The 22,283-nt window shown below is 69.2% G+C and carries 22 protein-coding genes and 1 pseudogene; 13 read left to right on the forward strand and 10 right to left on the reverse strand.

All coding sequences use genetic code 11. From position 1 onward, the window contains the following. Positions 1-13 precede the first annotated feature (13 nt). Both BLT19_RS18230 and BLT19_RS05055 read right to left on the reverse strand, forming a co-directional pair. Positions 14-850, reverse strand: a complete 837-nt coding sequence (locus BLT19_RS18230) for a hypothetical protein (RefSeq protein ID WP_407939840.1) — start codon at positions 848-850, stop codon at positions 14-16. Beyond that, a pseudogene (locus tag BLT19_RS05055) lies at positions 849-1,037 on the reverse strand (spermidine/putrescine ABC transporter ATP-binding protein); the annotation flags it as partial. The gene BLT19_RS18230 and the pseudogene BLT19_RS05055, both read right to left, overlap by 2 nt. Positions 1,038-1,200: 163 nt before the next feature. Between BLT19_RS05055 and BLT19_RS05060 the strand changes: the two are divergent. The 7 genes from BLT19_RS05060 (at position 1,201) to BLT19_RS05095 (ending at position 7,169) form a co-directional block, all read left to right on the forward strand. Beyond that, complete coding sequence (locus BLT19_RS05060) at positions 1,201-1,416, forward strand: three-helix bundle dimerization domain-containing protein (RefSeq protein WP_157681759.1); 216 nt, start codon at positions 1,201-1,203, stop codon at positions 1,414-1,416. 417 nt (positions 1,417-1,833) lie between these two features. Continuing rightward, on the forward strand, positions 1,834-2,808 hold the full coding sequence (locus BLT19_RS05070; RefSeq protein ID WP_091487252.1) for an LLM class F420-dependent oxidoreductase: 975 nt from the start codon (positions 1,834-1,836) through the stop codon (positions 2,806-2,808). A gap of 43 nt (positions 2,809-2,851) precedes the next feature. Further along, the gene (locus BLT19_RS05075) at positions 2,852-3,436 is read left to right on the forward strand and encodes a Dps family protein (RefSeq protein WP_091487255.1); all 585 of its coding nucleotides are present in this window, start codon (positions 2,852-2,854) and stop codon (positions 3,434-3,436) included. Then, positions 3,402-4,520 (forward strand): acyl-CoA dehydrogenase family protein, encoded by a 1,119-nt coding sequence (locus BLT19_RS05080; RefSeq protein ID WP_231917800.1) that lies wholly within the window; start codon positions 3,402-3,404, stop codon positions 4,518-4,520. The genes BLT19_RS05075 and BLT19_RS05080 overlap by 35 nt, the downstream gene beginning before the upstream one ends. Beyond that, complete coding sequence (locus BLT19_RS05085) at positions 4,517-5,929, forward strand: bifunctional PIG-L family deacetylase/class I SAM-dependent methyltransferase (RefSeq protein ID WP_231917801.1); 1,413 nt, start codon at positions 4,517-4,519, stop codon at positions 5,927-5,929. The genes BLT19_RS05080 and BLT19_RS05085 overlap by 4 nt, the downstream gene beginning before the upstream one ends. Further along, positions 5,926-6,636, forward strand: coding sequence for a glycosyltransferase (locus tag BLT19_RS05090; protein ID WP_091487257.1), 711 nt, complete (start codon positions 5,926-5,928; stop codon positions 6,634-6,636). The genes BLT19_RS05085 and BLT19_RS05090 overlap by 4 nt, the downstream gene beginning before the upstream one ends. Positions 6,637-6,674: 38 nt before the next feature. Then, entirely contained in the window at positions 6,675-7,169 is a 495-nt protein-coding gene (locus BLT19_RS05095; RefSeq protein ID WP_091487260.1) for a MarR family winged helix-turn-helix transcriptional regulator, read from the forward strand. A 4-nt stretch (positions 7,170-7,173) separates the two neighbouring features. On the opposite strand, the gene BLT19_RS05100 is transcribed toward BLT19_RS05095, so the two are convergent. Further along, positions 7,174-7,656, reverse strand: a complete 483-nt coding sequence (locus BLT19_RS05100) for a GNAT family N-acetyltransferase (RefSeq protein WP_231917802.1) — start codon at positions 7,654-7,656, stop codon at positions 7,174-7,176. A 161-nt stretch (positions 7,657-7,817) separates the two neighbouring features. Between BLT19_RS05100 and BLT19_RS05105 the strand changes: the two genes are divergently transcribed. Next, a complete protein-coding gene (locus BLT19_RS05105) occupies positions 7,818-8,810 on the forward strand; it encodes a DUF222 domain-containing protein (RefSeq protein ID WP_157681760.1) in 993 nt (330 codons plus the stop codon). A gap of 168 nt (positions 8,811-8,978) precedes the next feature. On the opposite strand, the gene BLT19_RS05110 is transcribed toward BLT19_RS05105, so the two are convergent. Continuing rightward, positions 8,979-9,926, reverse strand: a complete 948-nt coding sequence (locus BLT19_RS05110; protein ID WP_091487268.1) for a helix-turn-helix transcriptional regulator — start codon at positions 9,924-9,926, stop codon at positions 8,979-8,981. Positions 9,927-10,059: 133 nt separating this feature from the next. Here BLT19_RS05110 and BLT19_RS05115 point away from each other — a divergent pair, with 133 nt between their 5' ends. Then, positions 10,060-10,482 carry a VOC family protein gene (locus BLT19_RS05115; RefSeq protein ID WP_091487271.1) on the forward strand — a complete coding sequence of 141 codons (423 nt, stop codon included), beginning with the start codon at positions 10,060-10,062 and terminating at the stop codon, positions 10,480-10,482. Between the two features lie 103 nt (positions 10,483-10,585). After that, positions 10,586-11,980 (forward strand): glycoside hydrolase family 30 protein, encoded by a 1,395-nt coding sequence (locus BLT19_RS05120; RefSeq protein ID WP_091487273.1) that lies wholly within the window; start codon positions 10,586-10,588, stop codon positions 11,978-11,980. A 73-nt stretch (positions 11,981-12,053) separates the two neighbouring features. On the opposite strand, the gene BLT19_RS05125 is transcribed toward BLT19_RS05120, so the two are convergent. Together BLT19_RS05125 and BLT19_RS05130 are read right to left on the reverse strand one after the other, a co-directional pair. Then, positions 12,054-13,214 carry a Gfo/Idh/MocA family protein gene (locus BLT19_RS05125; RefSeq protein WP_091487274.1) on the reverse strand — a complete coding sequence of 387 codons (1,161 nt, stop codon included), beginning with the start codon at positions 13,212-13,214 and terminating at the stop codon, positions 12,054-12,056. Beyond that, a complete protein-coding gene (locus tag BLT19_RS05130; RefSeq protein ID WP_091487277.1) occupies positions 13,214-14,014 on the reverse strand; it encodes a sugar phosphate isomerase/epimerase family protein in 801 nt (266 codons plus the stop codon). Before BLT19_RS05130 ends, BLT19_RS05125 begins: the two co-directional genes overlap by 1 nt. 96 nt (positions 14,015-14,110) lie before the next feature. On the opposite strand from BLT19_RS05130, the gene BLT19_RS05135 reads away from it, so the two are divergent. Beyond that, positions 14,111-14,701, forward strand: a complete 591-nt coding sequence (locus BLT19_RS05135; protein ID WP_091487279.1) for a TetR/AcrR family transcriptional regulator — start codon at positions 14,111-14,113, stop codon at positions 14,699-14,701. 115 nt (positions 14,702-14,816) lie between these two features. On the opposite strand, the gene BLT19_RS05140 is transcribed toward BLT19_RS05135, so the two are convergent. Beyond that, positions 14,817-15,392 (reverse strand): TetR/AcrR family transcriptional regulator, encoded by a 576-nt coding sequence (locus BLT19_RS05140; protein WP_091487282.1) that lies wholly within the window; start codon positions 15,390-15,392, stop codon positions 14,817-14,819. 66 nt (positions 15,393-15,458) lie between these two features. Between BLT19_RS05140 and BLT19_RS05145 the strand changes: the two genes are divergently transcribed. Beyond that, complete coding sequence (locus tag BLT19_RS05145) at positions 15,459-18,011, forward strand: MMPL family transporter (RefSeq protein ID WP_091487284.1); 2,553 nt, start codon at positions 15,459-15,461, stop codon at positions 18,009-18,011. Between the two features lie 144 nt (positions 18,012-18,155). On the opposite strand, the gene BLT19_RS05150 is transcribed toward BLT19_RS05145, so the two are convergent. The 3 genes from BLT19_RS05150 to BLT19_RS05160 all read right to left on the reverse strand — a co-directional run bounded on the left by BLT19_RS05150 (position 18,156) and on the right by BLT19_RS05160 (position 21,344). Then, on the reverse strand, positions 18,156-18,911 hold the full coding sequence (locus tag BLT19_RS05150; RefSeq protein ID WP_091487287.1) for a YidC/Oxa1 family membrane protein insertase: 756 nt from the start codon (positions 18,909-18,911) through the stop codon (positions 18,156-18,158). Between the two features lie 105 nt (positions 18,912-19,016). Next, positions 19,017-19,301, reverse strand: coding sequence for a DUF6412 domain-containing protein (locus BLT19_RS05155; RefSeq protein ID WP_091487290.1), 285 nt, complete (start codon positions 19,299-19,301; stop codon positions 19,017-19,019). 33 nt (positions 19,302-19,334) lie between these two features. Then, a complete protein-coding gene (locus BLT19_RS05160) occupies positions 19,335-21,344 on the reverse strand; it encodes a DUF262 domain-containing protein (RefSeq protein WP_091487292.1) in 2,010 nt (669 codons plus the stop codon). A 149-nt stretch (positions 21,345-21,493) separates the two neighbouring features. Here BLT19_RS05160 and BLT19_RS05165 point away from each other — a divergent pair, with 149 nt between their 5' ends. Beyond that, on the forward strand, positions 21,494-22,267 hold the full coding sequence (locus BLT19_RS05165; protein ID WP_091487295.1) for a hypothetical protein: 774 nt from the start codon (positions 21,494-21,496) through the stop codon (positions 22,265-22,267). The last annotated feature ends 16 nt before the right edge of the window (positions 22,268-22,283 follow it).

Raw genomic sequence — 22,283 nt, forward strand, 5'->3', positions numbered from 1 at the left:
TGCGTCGGCGAGGTCAGGATGAGAGCAGCGCGATCAGCTGGTCCTTCGAGAGGCGCGAGTACCCGGCGCGACCCTCGCTGCGCGCGCGGTCGCGCAGCTGCACGACGGTCAGCGCGGTCAGGCCCGCGGACCCGACGGGGGAGACGGGACGCGCAGCAGCAGGCTTTGCGGGGGCTGCCTTGGCGACCGGTGCCGACGGGTCGGGAACGGGCGCGGTCGAGGAGGACGGCTTGATCGGAGTCGGGGCGGGCTTGAGGACCGGCTTGACGACCGTGCTCGCGGGCGGAGTCTGAGAGGCGCTCTTCTTCGCGGCATCCTTCGATCCGGCCTTGCCGGCATCCTTCTTCGGCGCGGCGGCTTTCCGCTCGGCCGCGAGCTTCTTCTCGATCTTGCCGATGGCCTTCTCGAGCCGCCCCACCGCCGCGACGGCCTTCTTCTCCACCTTGCGCGGCTTTTCTGCGACCTTCTTCTTCGAGGTCTTCGCTGCGTCCTTCGCGTCATCGGCGAGCGAGCGCAGCTTCTTGGCATCCTTCTTCGGGAGGCTCTTGCTGAGGGCTTTCGCGTCCTTCGCGGCGGCGCCTGCTGCGCTGAGCGCTGCGGTTGCCGACTTCTCTGCTTTCGTGGTTTTCGCCATGGGAGGAACCTCTTCGCTTCTCAGAGCACCGCGCCCGGGCGAGGCGAGCGGTGAGGCCGCTAAGAGTACAGGGCGCAGGCGAACGGCTTTCAAACAAGGGCCGGAGAAGCGGTCGACCGGTGCCGGCGTGATGGCGATCCGCACGACGTCGCCGAATTCGACCGGTTCGGAGGCGGGATGCTGGAGCCGGACGAGGAAGCCGTCGTCGGTGCGCACCACGCACGGTGACCTGGCCGCCCGAGACGACGCCCGGCACCAGGCTGGACAGACCGACGAAGGCTGCGACGTCGGGCGTCGCCGGACGAAGGTAGAGGTCTTCCGGTGTGCCGATCTGCTCGATGCGCCCTGCGCTCATCACCGCGATCCGATCCGAAACGGCCAGTGCCTCCTCCTGGTCGTGCGTGAAAGCTGAGCGGTCGATGACCGCCGCGTGCGCGAAGCCGTTGCGCGCGGCCATCGTCCCCGTTGTCGTCACTCCGTAGGAGGCGTAGCGTGAACACGAAGTCGCCCTGGACCCCGGTGCCCGAATGCCCTGCATGATCGGCGGAACCGGAGGGACGAATCACATGAGTGCTCCTGCTGAGGACAAGGAGACCGCCGCGCTCATCGAGCGGCTGGAGAAGCAGTTCCCCGATGTGGCGCCTTCGCTCGTGGTGGCGGTGATCAGAGAGGCGCAGGACGCCTTCCAGGACTATCCGGTCAAGAGTCACGTGCCGGTGATCGTGGAGCGCCAGGTCAAAGACCGGCTGCGCGGGCGTGCTGGTGAGGCGACTGATGCCTGATGGTCGTCATCCCGTCGCCGGGTGTCCGGAACTAGCGGCGCGGCGGCGGAAAACTCGGAATCGGGATCGGCTTCGTACTGCCCGTGGAGCGACGCTGCCGCCCCTGCTCGGCGACGGCGACCTTCTCGTCCTCCGAGGATGGATCGCGTTCGGGACGTGATGCTGCCCGGGAGGGCCACTCGCGTTCGTCCGGGTCGAGGTCGTTCCTGTGCTGGATCACCGCGCACTCATCTCCTTCGATCAGCGGGTCGGCGGGGGCCCGCGAAGATCATCTCTCCGAGGTGGGCGGTGTGATGAGGGCTTGACATTCCGCGGCGATGTGATCCGCGGCATCCGCTCATTTCGCGCTCGCTTGCAGATCGGGGGTGCGGGGTCAATCCCCTCAGTCCGCAGGTGCGCCGGCCGGACACTGAACACATGAGCGCACGATTCGGCTACACCCTGATGACCGAGCAGAGCGGGGCGCGCGAGCTCGTGCGCTACGCCGTCGCAGCAGAGGAGGTCGGCTTCGACTTCGAGGTTTCCAGCGACCACTATTCGCCGTGGCTGACCACCCAGGGTCACGCCCCCTACGCGTGGACGCTGCTGGGCGCTGTCGCCCAGGCCACCTCGAAGGTCGAGCTGATGACGTACGTCACGTGCCCGACCATGAGGTACCACCCCGCCGTCGTGGCACAGAAGGCGGCGACGCTGCAGATCCTCGCAGAAGGACGCTTCACCCTCGGGCTCGGCTCCGGAGAGAACCTCAACGAGCACGTGGTCGGCGAGGGATGGCCCTCCGTCGATGTGCGGCAGTCGATGCTGGAAGAGGCCGTCCACATCATCCGCGAGCTGCACACCGGCGAGCTGATCACGTGGGAGGGCGACTACTTCCGAGTCGACTCGGCACGCATCTGGGACCTTCCCGAAGATGGCGTGCCGATCGCGCTCGCCGTGTCGGGCGACGACTCGATCGAGCGGTTCGCCCCGCTCGGGGATCACCTCATCGCGGTGGCTCCCGGCGGCGACATGATCCGGAAGTGGGATGCCGAGCATGATGGTCCCTCGCGCAAGATCGGCCAGATGCCGGTCTGCTGGGATCCCGACGAGAAGACGGCGATCGAGCGGGCGCACGACCAGTTCCGCTGGTTCGGCGGCGGTTGGGCCGTCAACGCCGATCTGCCCACGCCCGCCGGCTTCGCCGGAGCCAGCCAGTTCGTGCGACCGGAGGACGTCGCCGACTCCATCCCGTGCGGCCCCGATCTGGACAAGATCGTCGACGGGGTGAAGGAGTACCTCGACGCGGGCTTCACCGACGTCGCGATCGTGCAGGTCGGCGACGAGGGACAGGATCGCTTCCTCGCCGAGGCGGCCGGACCGCTCCTGGAGAAGCTGCGCGCGCTCGGCGCCTGACCCCGTCCCACACGAAGACCCCGAACTGGAGAAGGAGAAGATGATGGCCACCACCCAGAAGTCCGCACCGCCGAAGAAGGCAGCGGCGAAGACGTCCACGTCAGCGCGCACCGCCAAGGGCGGAGTCGGCGTGAAGCCGACTCGCAGGCAGAACGCCGAGAAGGGCTTCGTCGCCTCGCCGAAGCTCGACGCGCATATGCAGGCCGTCCTGGTCGACCTGCTCGAGCTGGCGATGCAGGGAAAGCAAGCGCACTGGAACGTCGTCGGCCGCAACTTCCGCGACACCCACCGCATCCTCGACGAGATCATCGAGGCGGCGCGCGAGTTCAGCGACACCGTGGCCGAGCGAATGCGCGCCCTTCACGCCGTGCCCGACGGGCGCAGCGATACGGTGGCCGAGACCACCACCCTTGCCGAGTACCCGCAGGGTGAGATCGACACCGCCGAGACGGTCGACCTCATCACCGCCCGCCTGGAGTCGGTCGTCGGCACGATGCGCGATGTCCACGACGAGGTCGACGAAGAGGACCCGACCAGCGCCGACATCCTGCACGCCGTCATCGAGAAGCTCGAGCAGTTCGCCTGGATGGTCAGTGCCGAGAACCGCACCCCTGCCGCGCGCGGCTGAGGTGAACACCGTCGCGCCGGATCCCGGCGTCGTCCTGACGCCGGGAGCGGGGCAGGACGCCGCTGTCCTCGGCGTTCTCGACAGCGCCCGTCGCATCCCGCTGCTCGGGACGCACGTCGGGGCGACGCTGGACTGGTGCGTCGACGTCGGCCGCGTCGCGCCGGCGGTCGGCTCAGGCGACACGCGACGGTTATGGGAGCTGCTGGCGGCGGTCGCCGCGCTGAACGTCTCGGCGGCGCGGATGCTCGAACCCCATCTGGACGCGCTGACGATCCTCCGGGAGGCCGGTACCGACCTCGTCCACCACCGCGACCCTTGGAACGTGGCGCAGGTCGATGCCGGTGTCGATTCGACGTGGGGCGTCTTCGCGGCCGAGGCGTCCGGGGTCCGTCTGTCGGCCGCGCACGAGAACGGTCGCTGGATGCTGGACGGCACCAAACCGTGGTGCTCGCTGGCCGCCGACTTGTCGCACGCGCTCGTCACCGCATTCGTCGACGACGAGCACCGCCGGCTGTTCGCCGTCGACCTGCGCGCCGCGGGCGTGAAGCCGCATCGCGACGAGTGGCATGCCCGGGGGCTGTCGCACGTCGTGAGCAGTCCCGTGGACTTCACCCGCGTCCCCGCGGTGCCCGTCGGCGGCATCGGGTGGTACCTGACCCGCCCCGGGTTCGCGCGCGGAGGCATGTCGGTCGCGGCGTGCTGGTGGGGCGCCGCCGCCGGAGTCTCGCACGCGCTGGTGGCTCCCGCGGCGTCCGAGCGGGCCGACCAGATCGCATTGGTCCATCTCGGCCGTGTCGATGCCGCGCTGTGGGCCGCCCGCGCAGCGCTGGCCGAAGCCGCCGATCTGATCGATGCGCCGCACGCGGGGCTCGACGAGCGACTGCTCGCGGAGCGGGTGCGCACGGTCGTCGCGGATGCCGCGACCCTCACGCTCGCCGAGGCGGATGCCGCACTCGGGCCCGCGCCGCTGGTGATGGACCGCGAGCATGCCCGGCGGGTTTCGGACCTGCACCTGTATCTGCGCCAGCACCACGGCCTGCGCGACGTCGCCCGCATCGGACGCGCACGGGCGGCCGCCTCGTGAGCGCCGCGTTCAGCCACCTCGATGCGGGGACGGCGGAGGAGGTGTGGCGCTCGGAGGAGCGGATGCTGGGCCTCCCAGACTTCGACGGCGCCATCGCCGACCTCGTGGTCGTCGCCGCGCACCCCGATGACGAGACGCTCGGCGCCTCGGGGCTCGTCCAGCGGGTGCACGCGGGCGGCGGACGTGTCGCGGTGATCATCGCGACCGACGGCGAGGGGTCGCATCCCGATTCGCCCACCCACTCCCGAAGCCGGCTGGCGGCGCGTCGCCGCCTCGAGGTGACCGAGGCGATCCGCGTGATGGCGCCTGATGCCGCCGTCTACTTCCTGAGCCTGGCGGACGGCATGCTGCGCGAGAACGTCGATCAGCTCGAGACGGCGATCGCCGGCATCCTCGATTCCCGCCGCATCGGCGGCGATGCCCGGCGCGGTGCTGCGCTGGTCGTGGCGCCGTGGTCGGGCGATGGCCATCGCGACCATCGCATCGCCGCCGAGGTCGTCGGGCGAGTGTGCGCGGACCGAGGACTCGCGCACCGCGGGTATCCGATCTGGGCGTGGCACTGGGGATCGCCGGAGGATCTGCCGTGGGACCGGATGCGCGGGCTTCGGCTCACCGATGCCGAGCGCGCCGCGAAGACGAGGGCGATCGATCTGCACGAGTCGCAGCTGGCTCCGCTGTCGGAGGCCGCAGGCGATGAGGCGATCGTGGGGCCCGCGATGCGCGCGCATTTCGAGCGGGACATCGAGGTGTTCATCGACGAGAGACCCGTCCGCGACGATGCGGTCGACGGTCCGCGCGGAGCTGCGGAGTCGATGCCCGGCGACTGGTTCGAGGAGTTCTACGGTCGCAACGACGATCCGTGGGGCTTCGAGACGCGCTGGTACGAGCAGCGCAAGCGCGACGTGCTGATGGCCTGTCTGCCGACGGCCCGGATCGGCGCGGTGCTCGAGATCGGCTGTGCGACCGGCATGATCACCGAGCGGCTCCTGGAGCGCGCCGACACCGTGGTGAGCATCGACCCCGCCGCGACCGCGCTGGAGGCCGCGCGGCGTCGGGTCGGCGATGATCCGCGGGTGTCGCTCGTGCAGGCGCAGGTTCCGAAGGACTGGCCCGGCGGGATGTACGACACGATCGTGCTGTCGGAGGTCGCCTACTACCTCTCGAGCATCGACCTGGCGGAGATGATCGGGTTGATCTCCGCCGCCCTCGCCGGCGGCGGGTCGCTCGTCGCATGCCATTGGCGGCATCCGGTCCGCGAGTATCCGCTGACCGGCGACGAGGTGCATGAGGCGTTGCGCGCTCACCCCGCGTGGGAGGCGACCGTGCGCCACGAGGAGAAGGATTTCGTGCTCGAGGTCTTCAGCGCGCGCCCGGCGCGCTCGGTCGCCGAGCGCGAGGGACTGGCGTGAGCGCGTCGGCGATCGCGGCGGTGCTCGTCGTGGTGCCGGTGCACGACGAGGACGCACTGCTGGGTGCCTGCCTCACGGCGCTGCAGGTCGCGATCGCGCGGACGGCGGGTCGCGGCATCCGCTGTGTCGTCCGCATCGTCCTCGATGACTGCACCGACGAGTCGGCGCTGGTCGCGGCGCGCTTCCCGTTCCCGGTGCTGACCGTGCGCGCACGGGCCGTCGGGGTGGCCAGAGCGGCCGGCATCGAGGACGGTCTGCGGGAGCTTGCGGATGTCGCCGAACCGCAGATCTGGATCGCGAACACTGATGCCGACTCCGAAGTCCCGCCGCAGTGGATCATCGCGCAGGTGGCCGCCGCCGAACACGGCGCCGACGCGTTCCTGGGAACGGTCCGGCCCGACTTCGCCGACCTCAGCCCGGGACACCGCCGGCAGTGGTTGGCCACGCACCCGGCAGGTCAGCCGACGGGCAACACGCACGGTGCGAATCTCGGCATCCGCGCCAGTGTGTACCGCGCGGCAGGGGAATTCGACCCGATCGCCGAACATGAGGACGCGCTGCTCGTCGAGCGGTGCCGCATGCTCGGAGCGACGGTCCACGCCAGCGGAGTCGCAGAAGTGCAGACGTCCGGCCGGGTGGACGGGCGCACGCCCGGCGGGTATGCCGGCTTCGTCCGCGAGCAGGCTCAGCTGTTCGGCAGCGCCTGAACAGCCCCGGTCCTGACGCAGCCGACTACGTTCGACCTATGCCCGATGTGCCGGATGACGAAGTCGATCTGCTGATCGACGCGTGGTCACGGCGTCTGCCGACGGCCGATCTGACGCCGCTCGATGTGATGTCGAGGCTGCGCCGGGTATCGATCCGGCTGTCCAAGCTGCGCGCCGGCGCCTTCGCGACGGCGGGGCTGGCGGCCTGGGAGTTCGACGTCCTCGCCGCCTTGCGGCGCACCGATCCGCCGCACGAGCTGAGTCCCGCGCAGCTGATCGATCAGACCATGATCGGCAGCGCCGCCATGACGAATCGACTGGGGAACCTCTCGGAGCGTGGACTGATCGATCGCGAGCCGAACCCGCGCGACGGGCGGAGCGTGATCATCCGGCTGACCGCCGCAGGTGCTGAGCGGGCGGATGCCGCGATGCTCGAACTCGTCGATCGCGAGCGATTGGCGCTGGGGGTGCTGAGCGCGGATGAGGTCGCCACCCTCGCCCGCCTGCTGCGTCCGCTGATGGACGGGCGCTGAGGGATCAGCTGAGCTGCTTGCGCATGTAGACGTCGCCGTCGATGCGCTGGGACTCGCGGTAGCCGCAGCTCTCGTAGAGCCGGATGTTCGCCTCGCTGAGACTGCCGGTGAACAGTTCGGCCACGCTCGCGTCGGTCGCCTCCTCTGCGGCCTCCAGCAGCGCGCGGCCGATGCCCGAGCCCTGCATGTCGGGGGCGATCGCGATCCTGCCGATCAGGAGCAGTCCGTCGTCCTCCCGCACCCGGATCGCGCCGACGAGCCTCCCGTTCGCGCGCGCGACCCAGCCCTTCGCGGTCTGCAGCTCCGCCTCGAGCTCGTCGAGCGTCTGCACCATCGGCGGCATCGCCGGATCGTCGTAGATGATCGACTCCGACGCGAACGCGGCGCGCTGCACCGTGAGCAACTCGCCGGCGTCGGAGGGCTGGATGGCGGCGAGGGTGATGTCCTCGGAGGGTTGGATGCGCTCGCTGGCGTGACTGTCCGGCACGCCTCCATCGTGGCGCATCCGACCCGCCGGACATCGGGGGTTGCGCGGGTGGGTGAATTTGCGCGCGCGTCCTCGACTCCTCCCCAGCAAGGTCGCGGAGTGGGGTTTGAACGTCGTGCGTTCCAACTGTGCAGGCGTTCGACTCGGACACGTGCCGGGAATTGACCGACCGCGAGGTGGTCGCGACGTTGGCGGCTGCCGGTCGCCTGCTGCGGTCTGCGGAGGCGGTGCTGGTGGATGCGACCGCGCACGTGATGGACCGCTCCGACGTCGGGGTCGCCGAGAAGCTGACCACCGCGTTCGGATGCCGGTCGGTCAACGAGCTGGTGCAGCGCACCACCCGCGGCTCGAAGGTGTCCGCGTCGGACCTGATCCGCGCTGCGCGGGTGACACGCCGCCCGGTCGCGCCGTCCAGCGGAGAGGTGCTGCCGGCCGAGCTGCCGCGGATGCGGGACGCTCTCGGGGCCGGGGCGGTCGGGGTCGATGGTGTCGTGGCGGTGGCCGTCGCGCTCGCGGGGTGTCCCGGCGGGATGGTCGGTGTCCTGGCTGCGGATGAGGAGCTGGCCGCGTGCTCGCGCGGCGAGGGTGCGGATGCCGCCCCGCCGCCGTGCGCGGATGAGTTGCGGCAGATGGCGTGCGTATGGGCGATGTTCCTGGACCAGGACGGGGCCGAGCCCCGCGAGACGCGCGCGCTGCGCAAACGAGGCATCACGGTCGGGCCGTGCGTGGATGGGCTGCACGCCGTGCGCGGACACGTACTCCCCGAAGTCGCCGTGCAGTTGCGGCTCGGGTTCGACAGCGTGCTGAACCCGAAGGTCGAAGCGGTCCCCGCCGTGGGCGTGCCGGTGTTCACGACGACCGATGTCGAGACGGACGAGCCGTTGCCGGGGGAGGCGGACCGGCGCACGCGAGCGCAGAAGCAGCATGACGCGTTGGCGATGATCCTGGCGGCCGCTGCCCGGTCGCTGCCGACGCTGGGTGGGGCGGCGCCGACACTGGTGGTCTCCGTGCGGGAAGAAGATCTCGCCAGCGGCCGCGGCTCCGCGCATATCGGTGGATGCGACGAGCCGGTCTCCCTGAGCGTGGCCCGGCATGTCGCGTGCGCTGGGGCCGTGCAGAAGGTCGTCTTCGATGCGGCTGGGCGGTGCGCATGAACCACGGCGTCCCCGAAGTCCGCGGTCCCGCCTGGTGGGATCGGAGACAGATCTGGCGGCCCGTCACCGCCTCGCCCACCCGCCTCAGCGAACGCCTCACGCACCGCGCATAGTGCTGCGCTGAAGCGGAGGCCCATGCGGATGAGGCGGCCGATGCGTCGCTGCGCGCTACGCCGAGGCTGCCTCGAATCTCCGCGCGAGCGCGGCGAACGCGTGCCGCAGCGCCGCCGGCTGGGCGTCGTCGACTGCCGCGTCGAATCGTCCGAACGACGCCGCCAGCGACGTCCACGACCACGACCCCAGCCGCACGCGGCATCGATCAGCGCCGATCGGCTCGACATCGCCCTCTCTCACGTACGGGATCACCTCGCTCGCGGCGACCCGCAGCACGACACTGCCCTCGCACGGCCAGCCCTCGCCACCCCTCGATCCCTTGAAGCGTGCCGAGACGAACGCCGCCAGGTCTCCACCGGGAATCTTCCGCCGCGTGAACGTGCCGCCGGTGTGCGATCGTGGGCGCACCCGATCCACCCGGAACGTCGACCAGTCGTCTCGATCGAGATCCCACGCGACGAGGTACCAGCGTCCAGCGTGCGAGACCAGACCGTGCGGCTCGGCCCGCCGTGCCGGACCCGGTGCGTCATCGGCGGCACCTGAAGCTGTCGGCGATCCGTAGTCGAAGCGGAGGACCTCCTGGTCGCGGACAGCGGCGGCGAGCGTGAGGAGCACACGCGCATCGACCGGCGACTCCGCTCCGCCGCGCTCGGCCTCCACCGCTGTGATGCGGAGCACATCGATCCGATGCCGCAGCCGCTCCGGCATCACCTGTCGCACCGTCGTCAGCGCACGAAGGGCGTCCTCCTCGAAACCGCCGCCGACGCTCGCGGACTGCAGGGCGACGGCCAACGCCACCGCCTGACCGTCGTCGAACAGCAGGGGCGGCAGTTCAGAACCCGCGTCCAGACGGTAGCCGCCGTCGGGACCCTTGAACGCGCGGATGCGGTACCCGAGTTCGCGGAGCCGATCGACGTCGCGGCGGACCGTACGGGCGCTGATCTCCAGACGATCGGCCAAGAGGGCGCCCGGCCAGTCCCGTCGCGCCTGCAGCAGCGACATCAGGCGAGCATCCGTGAGGTGGGTCCGGCCATGCGAACAGTCTTCCCCAAGTAGCGGACAGAAACAGGCCGCTACTGGCGGAATGCTGATCTCACCGGCAGGGCGAACGGCCCGCCGAGAACAAGGAGAGATCATGACCGTCAACGTCACCCCCCACCTCAACTTCCGCGGCGACGCCCGCGCCGCGCTCGAGTTCTATCAGCAGGCGCTCGGCGGACACATCGCCGTCGTGACCTATCAGGATGCCGGTGCAGACCCTGCCGCCGCGTCGGCGAACGAGATCATGTGGGGTCAGGTCGCGTCGGAATCCGGCATCCGCGTCATGGCGTATGACGTGCCGGCGCACCTTCCGTACGACCAGGGCGTGAACTCGGTGTTCGTCTCGGTCCGCTGTACCGACGAGGCTGAGATCACGTCGTTCTGGAACGGTCTGAGCGACGGCGCGGAGATCCTGCAGGATCTGGGTGCGTCGGCGTGGTCGCCGATGTATGGGATGCTGCGCGACCGCTTCGGGATCGTCTGGGTCCTGGACATCGAGGTTCCCTACAGCGCGTGAGCGCATCGAGTGTCAGCGGCGCGGACCATCGGTCACCGGTGGTCCGTTCCGCCGGCATGATGAAAACCTAGCGATCGCTCGCATTTGGACCTAAGCTGGTGCGATGAGCAACGACGCCGCAGCATCCGGAATCCGCTGGATCATCACCACGCAGCGATCCGCGTGGCAGGACGCCGAGGCACCGGAGTTCGGACCGATCACCGACATGCCCGATGTGTTCGTGCGCACCGACGCTCCGCAGCAGGTCATCGAGGGGTTCGGCGCCAGCTTCAACGAGCTCGGATGGACCTCCCTCGGCGTGCTGGATCAGAACCAGCGCGATGAGATCTTCCGCGAGCTGTTCGCCCCCGGCGTGGGTGCCGGCCTCTCCCTCTGCCGGATGCCGTTGGGCGCGAACGATTTCTCGCGCGACTGGTACTCGTACGACGAAGTCGACGACGACTTCGCGTTGGATCACTTCAGCATCGACAACGATCTCGAGACGTTGGTGCCGTTCATCCGCGCCGCCCAGGCGCAGCAGCCCGATCTCGCGCTGTGGGCGTCGCCCTGGAGTCCGCCGAGCTGGATGAAGCGCAATGGTCACTACGCCGGCGCGCTGCCGAACCCGTTCATGAACAATGTCGAGAACGGACTCCGCACGGACCAGGTCGGGCAGGAGGGGACCGACATGTTCCGCCTCGACGAGCCGCACCTCGAGGCGTACGCCCGATACTTCGGGCGGTTCATCGACGAATACCGTGCGCTCGGCATCCCGATCGGCATGGTCATGCCGCAGAACGAGTTCAACTCGGCACAGGTGTTCCCCAGCTGCACGTGGACGCCCGACGGCTTCGCGCAGCTGCTGCGTCACCTCGGGCCGCAGATGCAGGCGCGCGACGTTGACATCTTCCTCGGCACGCTGGAGCGGCCCGATGATCGGCTGCTCGGTGACGTCCTGTCAGACGCCTCCGTCGCCGATCACGTCTCGGGGCTCGGCGTGCAGTGGGAGGGCAAGCGCGCGGTCGCGGCCCTGCACCGCCTGCACCCGGAGCTGCGGATCTATCAGACCGAGCAGGAGTGCGGTGACGGGCTCAACGACTGGCGCCACGCCCGCCACGCGTGGTCCCTGATGAAGCAGTTCCTCACCAACGGCGCGAACGCCTACATGTACTGGAACATCTCGCTCCTGGAAGGTGGCCGCAGCCGGTGGGGCTGGACGCAGAACTCGCTCGTCGTGGTCGACCCCGACGACGCGACCTATCGCTGGTCGTACGAGTACCAGGTGTTCAAGCACGTCAGCGCCTTCGTCACGCCGGGTGCGCGGGCGCTCGAGTGCCTCTCGTATTCCGGCTTCGCGAATCAGCTGGCGTTCCTCAACGAGGACGACAGCATCGTGCTGGTCATGCAGAACGATCTCAGTGAGGACATGCCGGTGCGCGTGCTGATCGGCGACCAGGTGCTCACGCCGACGCTGCCCGCCGATTCATTCAGCACGTTCGTGATCCCTGCCGGCGAGTAGGGGCCACGCGAACGGTGAGGCGCCCCGGGATCTCCCGGGGCGCCTCATCATCGGACCGAGCGAGCGGATGCCGCTACAGCGTCCGCTCGAACGGGTCGAAGTCCACCGGCATGGCGGCGATCGGATCGACCGTGCTCTCGACCGTGACGAACTGCCCGGATGCGGCCGACTCGGACGCCGACATCATGGTGTCCAGCACGTGATACCCGAGCTCGCCGGTCGCGCGGTGCGCGCGCCCGGTGCGGATCGCGCGCGCCATGTCGAGCGCTCCGAGTCCGCGTCCGGTGACGACGCCCTCTTCGACGACCTCGACCCATTCCTGTTCGCGGTCACCGCCGGTTCCCGGGTCGGCGCCGCGGTTGCCGAACGGGTGGATGATCGCCGTGCGCCCGCTGAACGTGTTCGGGTCGGGGAGCACGATGGTGCCCTCGGTGCCCGAGATCTCCACGACGCCCTGACGCAGCAGCGGCGAGTCGAAGCTCAGCAGCGACTGCGACTGCGCGCCGCCCTCGAATGCCGCGAGCACGTTGATCGTCGAGGGGACCTCGACCGGGAACATCGTCCCGGCCAGATCACCCACGAGGATCTCACGCTCTTCGCTGGCCTTCAGGCCCAGCGCCGCGACGGCCGCGACCGGACCGAGGATGCTCACGAGGGTCGTGAAGTAGTACGGGCCCATGTCGAAGAGCGGTCCGGCACCTTCTGCGAACAGGAATCCGGGGTTCGGGTGGAACACCTCGGGTCCCTGGTACTGCATACCGGTCTGCGCGAACAGCGGAACGCCGATGTCGCCGCGCTCGATCGCGCGTTTTGCGGTCTGCACGCCCGGGCCGAGCACGGTGTCGGGGGCGATGCCGACCCGCAGGCCCGCAGCATCCGCCTGTTCGAGCAGTGCCTTCGCGCTCTCCCGCGTGATGCCGATCGGCTTCTCGCTCCAGACATGCTTGCCCGCGGCGATCGCCGCGGAGGAGATCTCGACGTGCGAGGCGGGAGTGGTGATGTTGATCACGATCTCGACACCGGGGTGCGCGAGCACATCCGCGGCCGAGCCGGATGCCGGGATGCCGTGCTTGTCGGCCTGCTCCTCGGCGCGGTCGGTCAGCAGGTCGCCGACGATCAGCACCTCGATGTCCGGGAAGCTGTTCAGATTCTCCAGGTAGGTGTCGCTGATGTTCCCGGCCCCGATGAGGCCGACGCCGACCGGGCCCGATCCGACGGGTGCGTACTCCGCCATCAGCTGAGACCCCGCGCGGTGAGGAACTCGTAGCCGGTCGTGACGCCCTGCCAGACATCTCCGGAGTAGGCGTCGAACTCGATGATCGCGTACTGGAGGTTCGCGGCGGCGTCCAGTGCCTCGGACAGCGCGACGACGCCCTCGCCTGCGGGGACCTGGTCGGTCGGAACCTGTCCGATCGAGGGGATCGGCTCGAGCGTGCCGTCCTTGATGTGCAGGGCGACGACGCGGTCACCCAGACGCTGGAGGAGCTCGACGATGTCGGCGCCGCCCGCGGATGCCCAGTAGACGTCGAGCTCGAGCACGACGCGCTCATCGAGCAGGTCTGCGAACACCTCGAGGGCGAAGCGGTCGTCGATCTCGGCCAGGAACTCCTGGTTGTGGTTGTGGTATCCGACCGTGATGCCGTGCTCGGCGGCGGTGGCCGCGGCGGCGTTCAGGGCATCGGCGGTCTTCTGGATCTCCTCGATGCTCTGCCAGCGGTCCGGGGCGACGAACGGGTCGATGACCGTGGTCATGCCGAGCGTCTTGGCCGCGGCGAAGACCTCGTCTGCGGTGGGGACCTTGATGGAGGAGTCGAAGGGGTTCTCCGTGCCCGATGCGAGCGACGCGTGGCCGGTCGGCGAGGAGATGCCGTGGCGGGCGAACGCGGCCGCGAGCTCGTCGGCGCGGGAGACGAAGCCGAAGGCCTCGACGTTGGTGAAGCCGATGGCGGCGAGCTTCTCGAGCGTGCCGTCGAGATCGGCTTCGAGCTGGTCTCTCACGGTCCAGAGCTGGATGGAGATTGCCGGGGTGGTCATGCGTGTCCTGCCTTCTGCGAGTCGCGTCCTTGCTGTCGCAGAAACGTTAGCAGGAAAAACCACCACGCGGAGGTTTTTCTTTGCTAGCCTCCGAGCATGACCGACGAAGCCGCCGCGCCGAGCAGACCGCGCTCGTACGCGAAGGGGGTGGCCCGCCGGCAGGAGATCCTCGACCGGGCGATCGAAGTCTTCGCCGACAAAGGCGCGGAGGGGACGTCGCTCAGGGCGATCGCCGAGAAGATCGGTGTCTCCCACGCCGCCCTGCTGCACTACTTCGGCTCCCGGGAAGAGCTCCTGCTCGAGGTCCTCCGCGAAAGCGAGGTGCGCCACGGCAGCTCGCGCGACAAGCAGGAGGTCGTCGGCACGATGGTGCGGGCCGCCGAGCGCAACGTCGGCATCCCAGGGTTCGTCTCGCTCTACACGAGCATGCTGGCCGGGTCCCTCGACGCGGATCGGCAGGCGTCCCGGGAGTATTTCGGCACGCGATTCGCGCGGATCCGCGAGCGGCTCGCGCAGCTGATCCGCGACGGGCAGCATGCCGGCACCTTCCGTCGCGGCGTGGATCCCGAGGCGATGGCGGCACTGGTGATCGCGGCATCCGACGGCCTGCAGATCCAGTGGCTCCTCGAGCCCGAGGTCGACATCGCCCGCAGTCTGGAGCTGCTCGAGCGGATCCTGGAGCCCTAGCTTGCGCTTGTCGGAGCGCCCCCGCGCTCACCCCCTCACTTGACCCAATCGGCCCCTTCCCGCGACGTTTTGGGGGCCAATCGGGTCAAGTGACGAGGTCCAGCGAGACGGGACCTCAGCGGTGGACGCCGATCACCGCATCGACGAGACGCTCCGGGTCGCCCGGCGCGAGCGGCGTGCGGCTGAGTGCGCGGACGATGACGGCCCCGACCAAAGCCTCGCTGACCTCCTGCAGGGGAGCGTCGGGCGGAATCTGCCCGGCCTCCACGCCGCGCCCCAGCCGTTCCACCAGCGATGACGCGGCGCCGAGACTGTCGCGCAGCCGCACACCGACCTCGACGTTCTCAGCCGCCGCGGAGATGAGGGAGCGGAAGATGCTCTCCCCGGTCGGATCGATGAGGAAGCCGAAGATCGCGTCGAGCCACGCGGCCAGGTCCGCCCGCACGTCGCCGGTGTCGCGCGGCACGAAACGGCCGGGCAGCAGCATCCCCTCCAGCATGCACTCCGCGATCAGTGGCCCTTTCGACGGCCACCAGCGGTAGATCGTCTGCTTCGCCACGCCGGCTTCGGCGGCGATGCCCTCGATGCTGAGGTGGTCGTAGCCGCGGGTCGCGAACAGGCGCACGGTCGCCGCGAGGATCGCGACGCGCGCGGTCTCGCTGCGCCGTGCTCCTCGGCGACCGGTCGTCATGGAGCCATCGTAATCAGCGAGACGCACCGTTGCGTAATATGGACGCGTTGCATTGAGGGGGACACGATGGCCGAGCTGTTGTATCGATTGGGCAAATTCGCGGCTCGACGCGTCTGGACCGTGATCGCGACCTGGATCGTGGTCCTCCTGGTCGCGGGGGTGGGATTCGCGATCGGGTTCAAGGGGCTCGCCACGAGCTTCGACATCCCCGGTACCGCCTCGTCGCAGGTGACCGACGAACTGGCCGAGAAGCTGCCCGACTTCAGCGGCGCAGCCGGAACGGTCGTCTTCAGCACCGAAGACGGTTCCGCCCTGAGCGCCGACCAGCAGGCCGCCATCAGCGCGATGGTGGCGGATGCCGGAGACCTTCCCGACGTCGCGACCGTGAACGACCCCTTCGCGACGGAGCGGGAGCGTGCCGATCGCGCCCAGCAGATCGAGGACGGTCGCGCCCAGATCGACGACGGGCGCTCGCAGCTGGAGGCCGGACAGGCTCAGCTCGATGCCGCACAGGCCGACGTGACGGCCGGGCAGGCTCAGCTCGACGCGGCCCGCACTCAGGCGGAGGCCGCCGGCGCGCCCGAGGAGCAGCTGGCCGCTCTGGACGCGCAGCAGGCGCAGCTGGAGGCCGGACAGGCGCAGCTCGACGCCCAGCAGGCGCAGATCGACTCGTCGACCGGGGAGCTCGAGACTCAGAGCGCGACGCTCGAACAGGGCGCCGAGCTGCTCGATCTGGCGAAGGGGATCCGGCTCGTCTCCGAAGACGGTTCGACCGCGCTCGTCAACATCGGCTTCACCGAGCCGAGACTCGAGCTCTCACCCGCGTCGAAGAAGGCGGTCGTCGAGCACTTCACCGCCGAGCCGATCGACGGCATCGAGGTGGCCTTCTCCACCGAGATCGCCCAAGGCGTGCCGCAGATCCTCGGTGTCGGAGAGGCGATCGGCGTCGTCATCGCCGGCGTCGTGCTGCTGGTCATGCTCGGCAGCATCATCGCCGCTGCGCTGCCGCTGCTGACCGCGATCGTCGGCGTGGCGATCGGCGTCCTGGGCGTGCTCGCCTTCTCCGGCGTGGTGCAGATGGCCTCGGTCACCCCGGTGCTCGGTGTGATGCTGGGCTTGGCGGTCGGCATCGACTACTCGCTGTTCATCATCAACCGGCACCGCAAGCAGCTTCTGCAGGGACTCGACGTCGACGAATCCATCGGCCTGGCCAACGGCACCGCCGGCAACGCTGTCGTCTTCGCCGGCACCACGGTGATCGTCGCCCTCCTGGCACTGAATGTCACCGGCATCCCATTCCTCGGCTTGATGGGAACCGCCGGCGCCGTCTGCGTCGCCGTCGCCGTGCTGATCGCCATCAGCCTGACGCCTGCCCTCCTCAGCATGGTCGGGGAGCGCGTGCTCGGTCGCCGTGCGCGGGCTCGGATCGTGCGGGCGGATGCCGCGCCGGCGAGCGCACCCGCTGAGCCGACGCGCGCGAGCCGTCGCGAGCGCTCCGTGCTGCGTACCAAGCCCATTCGCCCGATGTCGACGCTGCGCTCGGTGCTGACGATCGTCGTCGCCATCGCGGCGCTCCTGGTCGTCGCCATCCCGGCATTGTCGATGCGCGTCGGACTCCCCGACGGCGGGTCGGAACCGGTCGAATCCGCCTCGTACCGCGCCTTCACGATCACCGAGGACGCATTCGGCGCGGGCGCGAACAGTACGATCCTCGTGACAGCCGACCTGCCGTCCGGGCTCTCCGACGAGGACGTCGTCGCGCAGCAGCTCGAGATCGCGCGATCCATCAGCGATCTCGACGACGTCGTGGCGGTCGCGCCGATCGCGGTGTCCGATGACGGGGAACTGGCCGCGTTCCAGGTCGTGCCCGCCGACGGACCGAACAGCGTGTCCACCGAGACGCTGGTGCGCTCGCTTCGCGAGCTCGAGCCTGCCGGAGTGGACGGGCCGCTGGGCGTGGCAGGTCAGGCGGCGATCAACATCGACATCTCCGAAGGGCTGACCTCGATCCTGCCGATCTACCTGACGGTGGTGGTGGGGCTGTCGCTGCTGATCATGATCGTGGTGTTCCGCTCCCTGCTGGTGCCGGTGATCGCCACCGGCGGCTTCATCCTGTCGCTGTTCGCGACGTACGGAGCGCTGGTCGCGGTCTTCCAGTGGGGCTGGTTCGCCGATCTCCTCGGCATCCACGCCACCGGGCCGATCCTGAACTTCCTGCCGATCATCCTCATCGGCATCCTGTTCGGGTTGGCGATGGACTACCAGCTGTTCCTCGCCTCCGGGATGCGCGAGGCGTACGTGCACGGGTCGGAGGCGAGGCTCGCCGTGGCCCAGGGCTTCCGCGCGGGTCGCTCGGTGGTGCTGGCCGCCGGCCTCATCATGATCGCGGTCTTCGGCGGGTTCATCTTCTCCGAGTCGACGATCATCCGCTCCCTCGGATTCGGGCTCGCATTCGGGATCCTCGTGGATGCGTTCGTCGTCCGGATGCTGCTGATGCCCGCGATCATGCACGTCCTCGGCAGAAGCGCCTGGTGGGTTCCGAAGTGGCTGGACCGGATCCTCCCCAACGTCGACGTGGAGGGCGCTGCGCTGGAGCGTCGGCACGCGCTGCATCCCTGAGCGGCTCGTCAGCTCTTCCTACTTGACCCAATCGGCCCCTTCCCGAGCCGCGGAAGGGGCCGATTGGGTCAAGTCAAGGGGCTACCAGGCCAGGCCGGGCCAGGTCAGGTCAGGTCAGGTCAGGTCAGGTCGGGCCCGGCCAGGTCAGGGGAGTGGGTACCGGCGGCGCAAGACCAGGCGCTGCCCGAGCGTCCAGGTCACGGTGACCATCAGATACAGGCCGGCCGCCAGCGGCACGAAGATCGCCACGACCGCGGTCGCGAACTGTGCGAAGCCCATCATGTTCATCGCCTGCGGGGACGACAGCGGCGAGGGGCCGGCGCTGGAGTCGGGCGCCACCGCCGGCGGACGGAAACATCGCCGCGTGATCTCGGCCACGACCACGAGCGCCATGAGCAGGATGCCGAACACCGCCGCGCCGGAGATCCCGAGGGCGCCGGAGGCGATCGCCGACGCGAGACTCGTCCCCAGCGGCACACCGAGGAGCGTCTCGCTCAGCAGCGCGTTCGCGTGGCCGGCGACCGCCGGGTGCAGGAACAGCGCGTAGATCACTCCGACGATCGGAGCCTGGATGAGCAGCGGCAGGCATCCCGCGAACGGCGAAGCCTTCTCGTCGGCGTACAGCTTCATCGTCTCGTGCTGCAGACGCTCCCGGTCCTTCCCGAACCGGCGCTGCAGATCGCGCAGTCTCGGTGCGAGCCGGGCACGGGTCTGCTCGGATTTGGCCTGCGAGATGCCGACGGGGATCAGCGCGACGCGCACCAGCAGAGTGACGAGGACGACCGCAACCGTGGCGGCCGCGGTGCCGGCGAGGGGTTCGAGAAGGGCGATCAGCTCCAGAAGCATGCCGTAGGCGGTATCGAGGATCGCGGCGAGGGGTGGGAGATCGAGCACATTCATGGGTCGTCCGTTCAGAAGCAGGAAGGGGTGGGCGCGATGCGGCCACGACTTCCCGGGCGGGCGACGATGAACTCTCCCGCAGGGGAGAGGAGACGCTCGGACGGGTTACGCGGCCGAAGCCGCGACAACCGGAGCTCGCGGGCGCGCGTGGCCCGCGGCATCCGGATCACTCTGCGCGAGCAGCGCCGACACGTCGATCGCGCGACGCGGCCGCACCAGCGACAGCTGCGTCGACGACGGGGCACGGCCGGCGCAGAGCAGCAGCGCGACCAGCGCGGTCGCGAACAGCGCGACGGCCACGGCAGTCATGCTGCCGCCGCCGTGGATGACCGGAGCAGCGCCGAGCGTCGTGAGCAGCACACGCAGGAGGGCGTCGATCGCAGTGATCACCGTCAGCCTCCCGTTCGTCCTCGCGCGCTCAGCCTAAGCCATCGCGTTTCCGATGTAGGAGTACTTCACGAACACCTCGGCGGCGATGCCGGCCTCCTCGAGCAGGCCCTGCACGGCGGTCAGCATGTACTTCGAATCCCAGCCCATGTAGAGGAAGTGCGTGTCATCGAGGGCGTCCCACTGACCGTTCCACGCCTGCGCGGTGTAGATCGGGCCGCCCCGGCGGTTGTTGTAAGCGATGACGCGCTCGCGGGACTCGGCCCACAGCCGCTTGAAGATCCGGTTGAAGAGGGAGCGGACGTCATAGACCTCCCAGTGCTCGCCTCGATACTCGACGTATTCGAACTCGCGCTGCCAGCCTGGCGGCCACCCGCGACGCCGCTGCGCATCGAGGATCGGCGTGAGGCCGTCGTCGTCGATGAGGACCCGCGGCGGGTGCTGCCAGACCTGCAGGAATCGCTCGGTGAGTTCCAGGGTGCGCGCACCGATCGCCGCCGTGCCCCACGATCCGATCCCGGCCAGCGCGGCGGTCGGTGCAATGTCGCTCCTGGCGTACACCTCCCGCTTCTGCGGGAACGAGCGGTCCAGAGCCCGCAGCGCCAGGCCGTCCTCGAGCAGCGCGAGGTTGCCAAGGGTCTTGGCGAGCGCGCGATGGCTGTTCTGCTCGTCGTCGGTGTAGTCCGCCCACTCGCGGTCGCCGTCGCCGCTCCATCCGTCGCCGGGAGCGAGGGGGAAGACGTGCTCGACCCCCACGTCGGCGAGACTGTCCAGCCCCGCGATGCGGCCGAGGACGTAGGACGGATGCGGCAGCTCGCCGTACTTCAGCGCGATGCGGACCCGCTCATCCGACGGCATGATGCGACTGATCGCCTTCTCCAGGCTGGCGGGTCCTTCGGCGCGCGCCCGGCAGAGTCGCGCGATGAGCCGGTCGGTCGGAACCCCCACGACGGTCCGGCGCAGGAGCAGCGACTGCAGGTACTCCAGCGTCTCGATCAAAGACGCCTCGCCGGCGACGCCGGTCGCGACGTCGCGATATGCCCTCATCACGAGCGGATACGTCTCGCGGCCGAACGTGTTCACATACGCCAGCTGCCGGGCGATCTCGGCCGCCTGAGCGTGAGCGGGCTGCAGGAGGACCCGGTAGATCTCCGAGTACTCCTTCCATTCGGCTGCCTGCGCGCGCAGCGCCTCGAGGTCGAGGCGGGGGAACTCGCTGCGGAACGCGGCGTACACCCCGCGCTCGCCGGCCACGGCGACCTCGCGGCCGGTGCGCATCACGAGGTAGTGGCGCCAGAAGCTGCCGATCGACTCCCCGGTGTTCTGTTCGATCGGGAGCCAGAACGCGTCTTCGATCTCGCTCTGCTCAGCGTGCGTGAGCCCCATCAGGACGTAGTTGTGGATGAGCTCGTGGTCGCGCAGCGGCTCGCCGGTGGAGTTCAGGCTCTCGAAGATCTGCTGGGCGTTGGCGCCCGCACCGAGGGTGATCGAGACGTGCTCGAGCTTCTGCAGCCCGGCCCAGATGCGCGGCGCTTCATCGCGACCGATCTGGCTGCGGAAGAACGCGTAGTTGTCGTCGAAGCGCGATTCGCGCACCGCACCGGCATCCGCTCTCCGATCCAGCACGACGCTCTCGAAGACCGACGCCCATGCCCTGTGCGGGCGCAGCTTGGTGCGATCCGGATCGTCGGCGCGCACGAGCACCCGCTCGAGTTCGGCCGCGAGCTCGGGATCATCGCCTCGAACCGTGTGGTGCAGCGCCGCGACGAGGAGCATCAACGTCGTGATCCGCTGCTGGCCGTCGATCAGCACGAGCTCGTCGGAATCGGCGGAGGGGCTCGCGCTGGAGAGGATCGAGCCGATGAAGTGCATGTGGCGGCCGTCCGAATCGCTCACCGCACGGATGTCCGTCAGCAGCTGCTCGCACGCCCCGATGTCCCACCGGTACTGGCGCTGGTACACCGGCACGACGATCGTCGTCTCGGGTGCGGAGAGCCACGACACCGTCCCCACTGCGGTCGCTTCGATGTTCGTCGCCGTGCTCATCAGTCCGCTTCGTCCCCGTCCGTCCGCACCGCGCTCGATCCTAGTCGACGTCGATTCCGACACCCGGGAGGGCGGGAAACCCGGGGGTAGGCTTGCCTAAGTCGGGCCTGTTAAAACGTGCTGGCCCCCTACGAAAGGCATGATTCGTCATGGGTTACATCAAGTCCGCCGCTCTCGAAGAGACCGGCTATGTCGTCCTCGACAGCTACAACCAGGCGCTCGATCCGAAAGAGTGGCTGGACATCGAGTACAACGACTGGAAGTCCTCCGGCGACACCCGGTTCGCCCCGCTCGCGAGCGCCTTCGGCGACATCGAGTGCAACGGATTCTGGAACCACAAGCCGCCGCGCACCGACAAGGACGGCGTCTGGATCGAGTCGCAGGTCGCCAAGGCCCCCAACCTCGCCCGTCGCGCGCAGGAGCCCGGCGCGAACGTCGGTCGCTGCCGCGTCATCGAGCTGCAGCCCACTCCGTACGGCGAGACCCTCTACAACCTGCACCAGGACGACAACAACCGTCTGAACCCGGACGGCACCGGATGGGTCGTCCGCGGCTTCTTCAACCTCACCGACGACAAGGACAGCTTCTTCGTCCTGCGTGAGAACCGCACCGACCCTCAGGGCGAGGTCCGCATCGCGCTGCCGGCCGGCGCGCAGCTCATCATCGACACCCAGCGCCTCTGGCACGCGACCACCCACATCGGCACCGAGCCGCGCTACAACCTCATCACGTCGTGGACCTCGGGCCCCGAGCTGGATGCGTACATCGAGAAGTACCACGGCGTGAACCACGTCGAGAGCGTCGAGGTCGACCAGGACATCCTGGACGCCGGCTACATCGAGCAGGCCCGGAAGGATGCCGCGCGCGCGGCGTACTACGCCGCCAAGGGTCAGGTCGAGGTCACCGCGATGAGCGAGGCGTAAGCCCCGCGCCGAGAAT

The sequence above is a fragment of the Microbacterium pygmaeum genome (assembly GCF_900100885.1).
In the GTDB taxonomy this organism is placed as follows: Bacteria; Actinomycetota; Actinomycetes; order Actinomycetales; family Microbacteriaceae; genus Microbacterium; species Microbacterium pygmaeum.

Bases quoted from the DNA above. Each gene is read 5' to 3' on its own strand.
- BLT19_RS05060 (WP_157681759.1), top strand. From the start codon at position 1,201: ATGAGTGCTCCTGCTGAGGACAAGGAGACCGCCGCGCTCATCGAGCGG.
- BLT19_RS05070 (WP_091487252.1), top strand. From the start codon at position 1,834: ATGAGCGCACGATTCGGCTACACCCTGATGACCGAGCAGAGCGGGGCG.
- BLT19_RS05075 (WP_091487255.1), top strand. From the start codon at position 2,852: ATGGCCACCACCCAGAAGTCCGCACCGCCGAAGAAGGCAGCGGCGAAG.
- BLT19_RS05095 (WP_091487260.1), top strand. From the start codon at position 6,675: ATGCCCGATGTGCCGGATGACGAAGTCGATCTGCTGATCGACGCGTGG.
- BLT19_RS05110 (WP_091487268.1), bottom strand. From the start codon at position 9,926: ATGTCGCTGCTGCAGGCGCGACGGGACTGGCCGGGCGCCCTCTTGGCC.
- BLT19_RS05115 (WP_091487271.1), top strand. From the start codon at position 10,060: ATGACCGTCAACGTCACCCCCCACCTCAACTTCCGCGGCGACGCCCGC.
- BLT19_RS05120 (WP_091487273.1), top strand. From the start codon at position 10,586: ATGAGCAACGACGCCGCAGCATCCGGAATCCGCTGGATCATCACCACG.
- BLT19_RS05125 (WP_091487274.1), bottom strand. From the start codon at position 13,214: ATGGCGGAGTACGCACCCGTCGGATCGGGCCCGGTCGGCGTCGGCCTC.
- BLT19_RS05130 (WP_091487277.1), bottom strand. From the start codon at position 14,014: ATGACCACCCCGGCAATCTCCATCCAGCTCTGGACCGTGAGAGACCAG.
- BLT19_RS05135 (WP_091487279.1), top strand. From the start codon at position 14,111: ATGACCGACGAAGCCGCCGCGCCGAGCAGACCGCGCTCGTACGCGAAG.
- BLT19_RS05140 (WP_091487282.1), bottom strand. From the start codon at position 15,392: ATGACGACCGGTCGCCGAGGAGCACGGCGCAGCGAGACCGCGCGCGTC.
- BLT19_RS05145 (WP_091487284.1), top strand. From the start codon at position 15,459: ATGGCCGAGCTGTTGTATCGATTGGGCAAATTCGCGGCTCGACGCGTC.
- BLT19_RS05150 (WP_091487287.1), bottom strand. From the start codon at position 18,911: ATGAATGTGCTCGATCTCCCACCCCTCGCCGCGATCCTCGATACCGCC.
- BLT19_RS05160 (WP_091487292.1), bottom strand. From the start codon at position 21,344: ATGAGCACGGCGACGAACATCGAAGCGACCGCAGTGGGGACGGTGTCG.
- BLT19_RS05165 (WP_091487295.1), top strand. From the start codon at position 21,494: ATGGGTTACATCAAGTCCGCCGCTCTCGAAGAGACCGGCTATGTCGTC.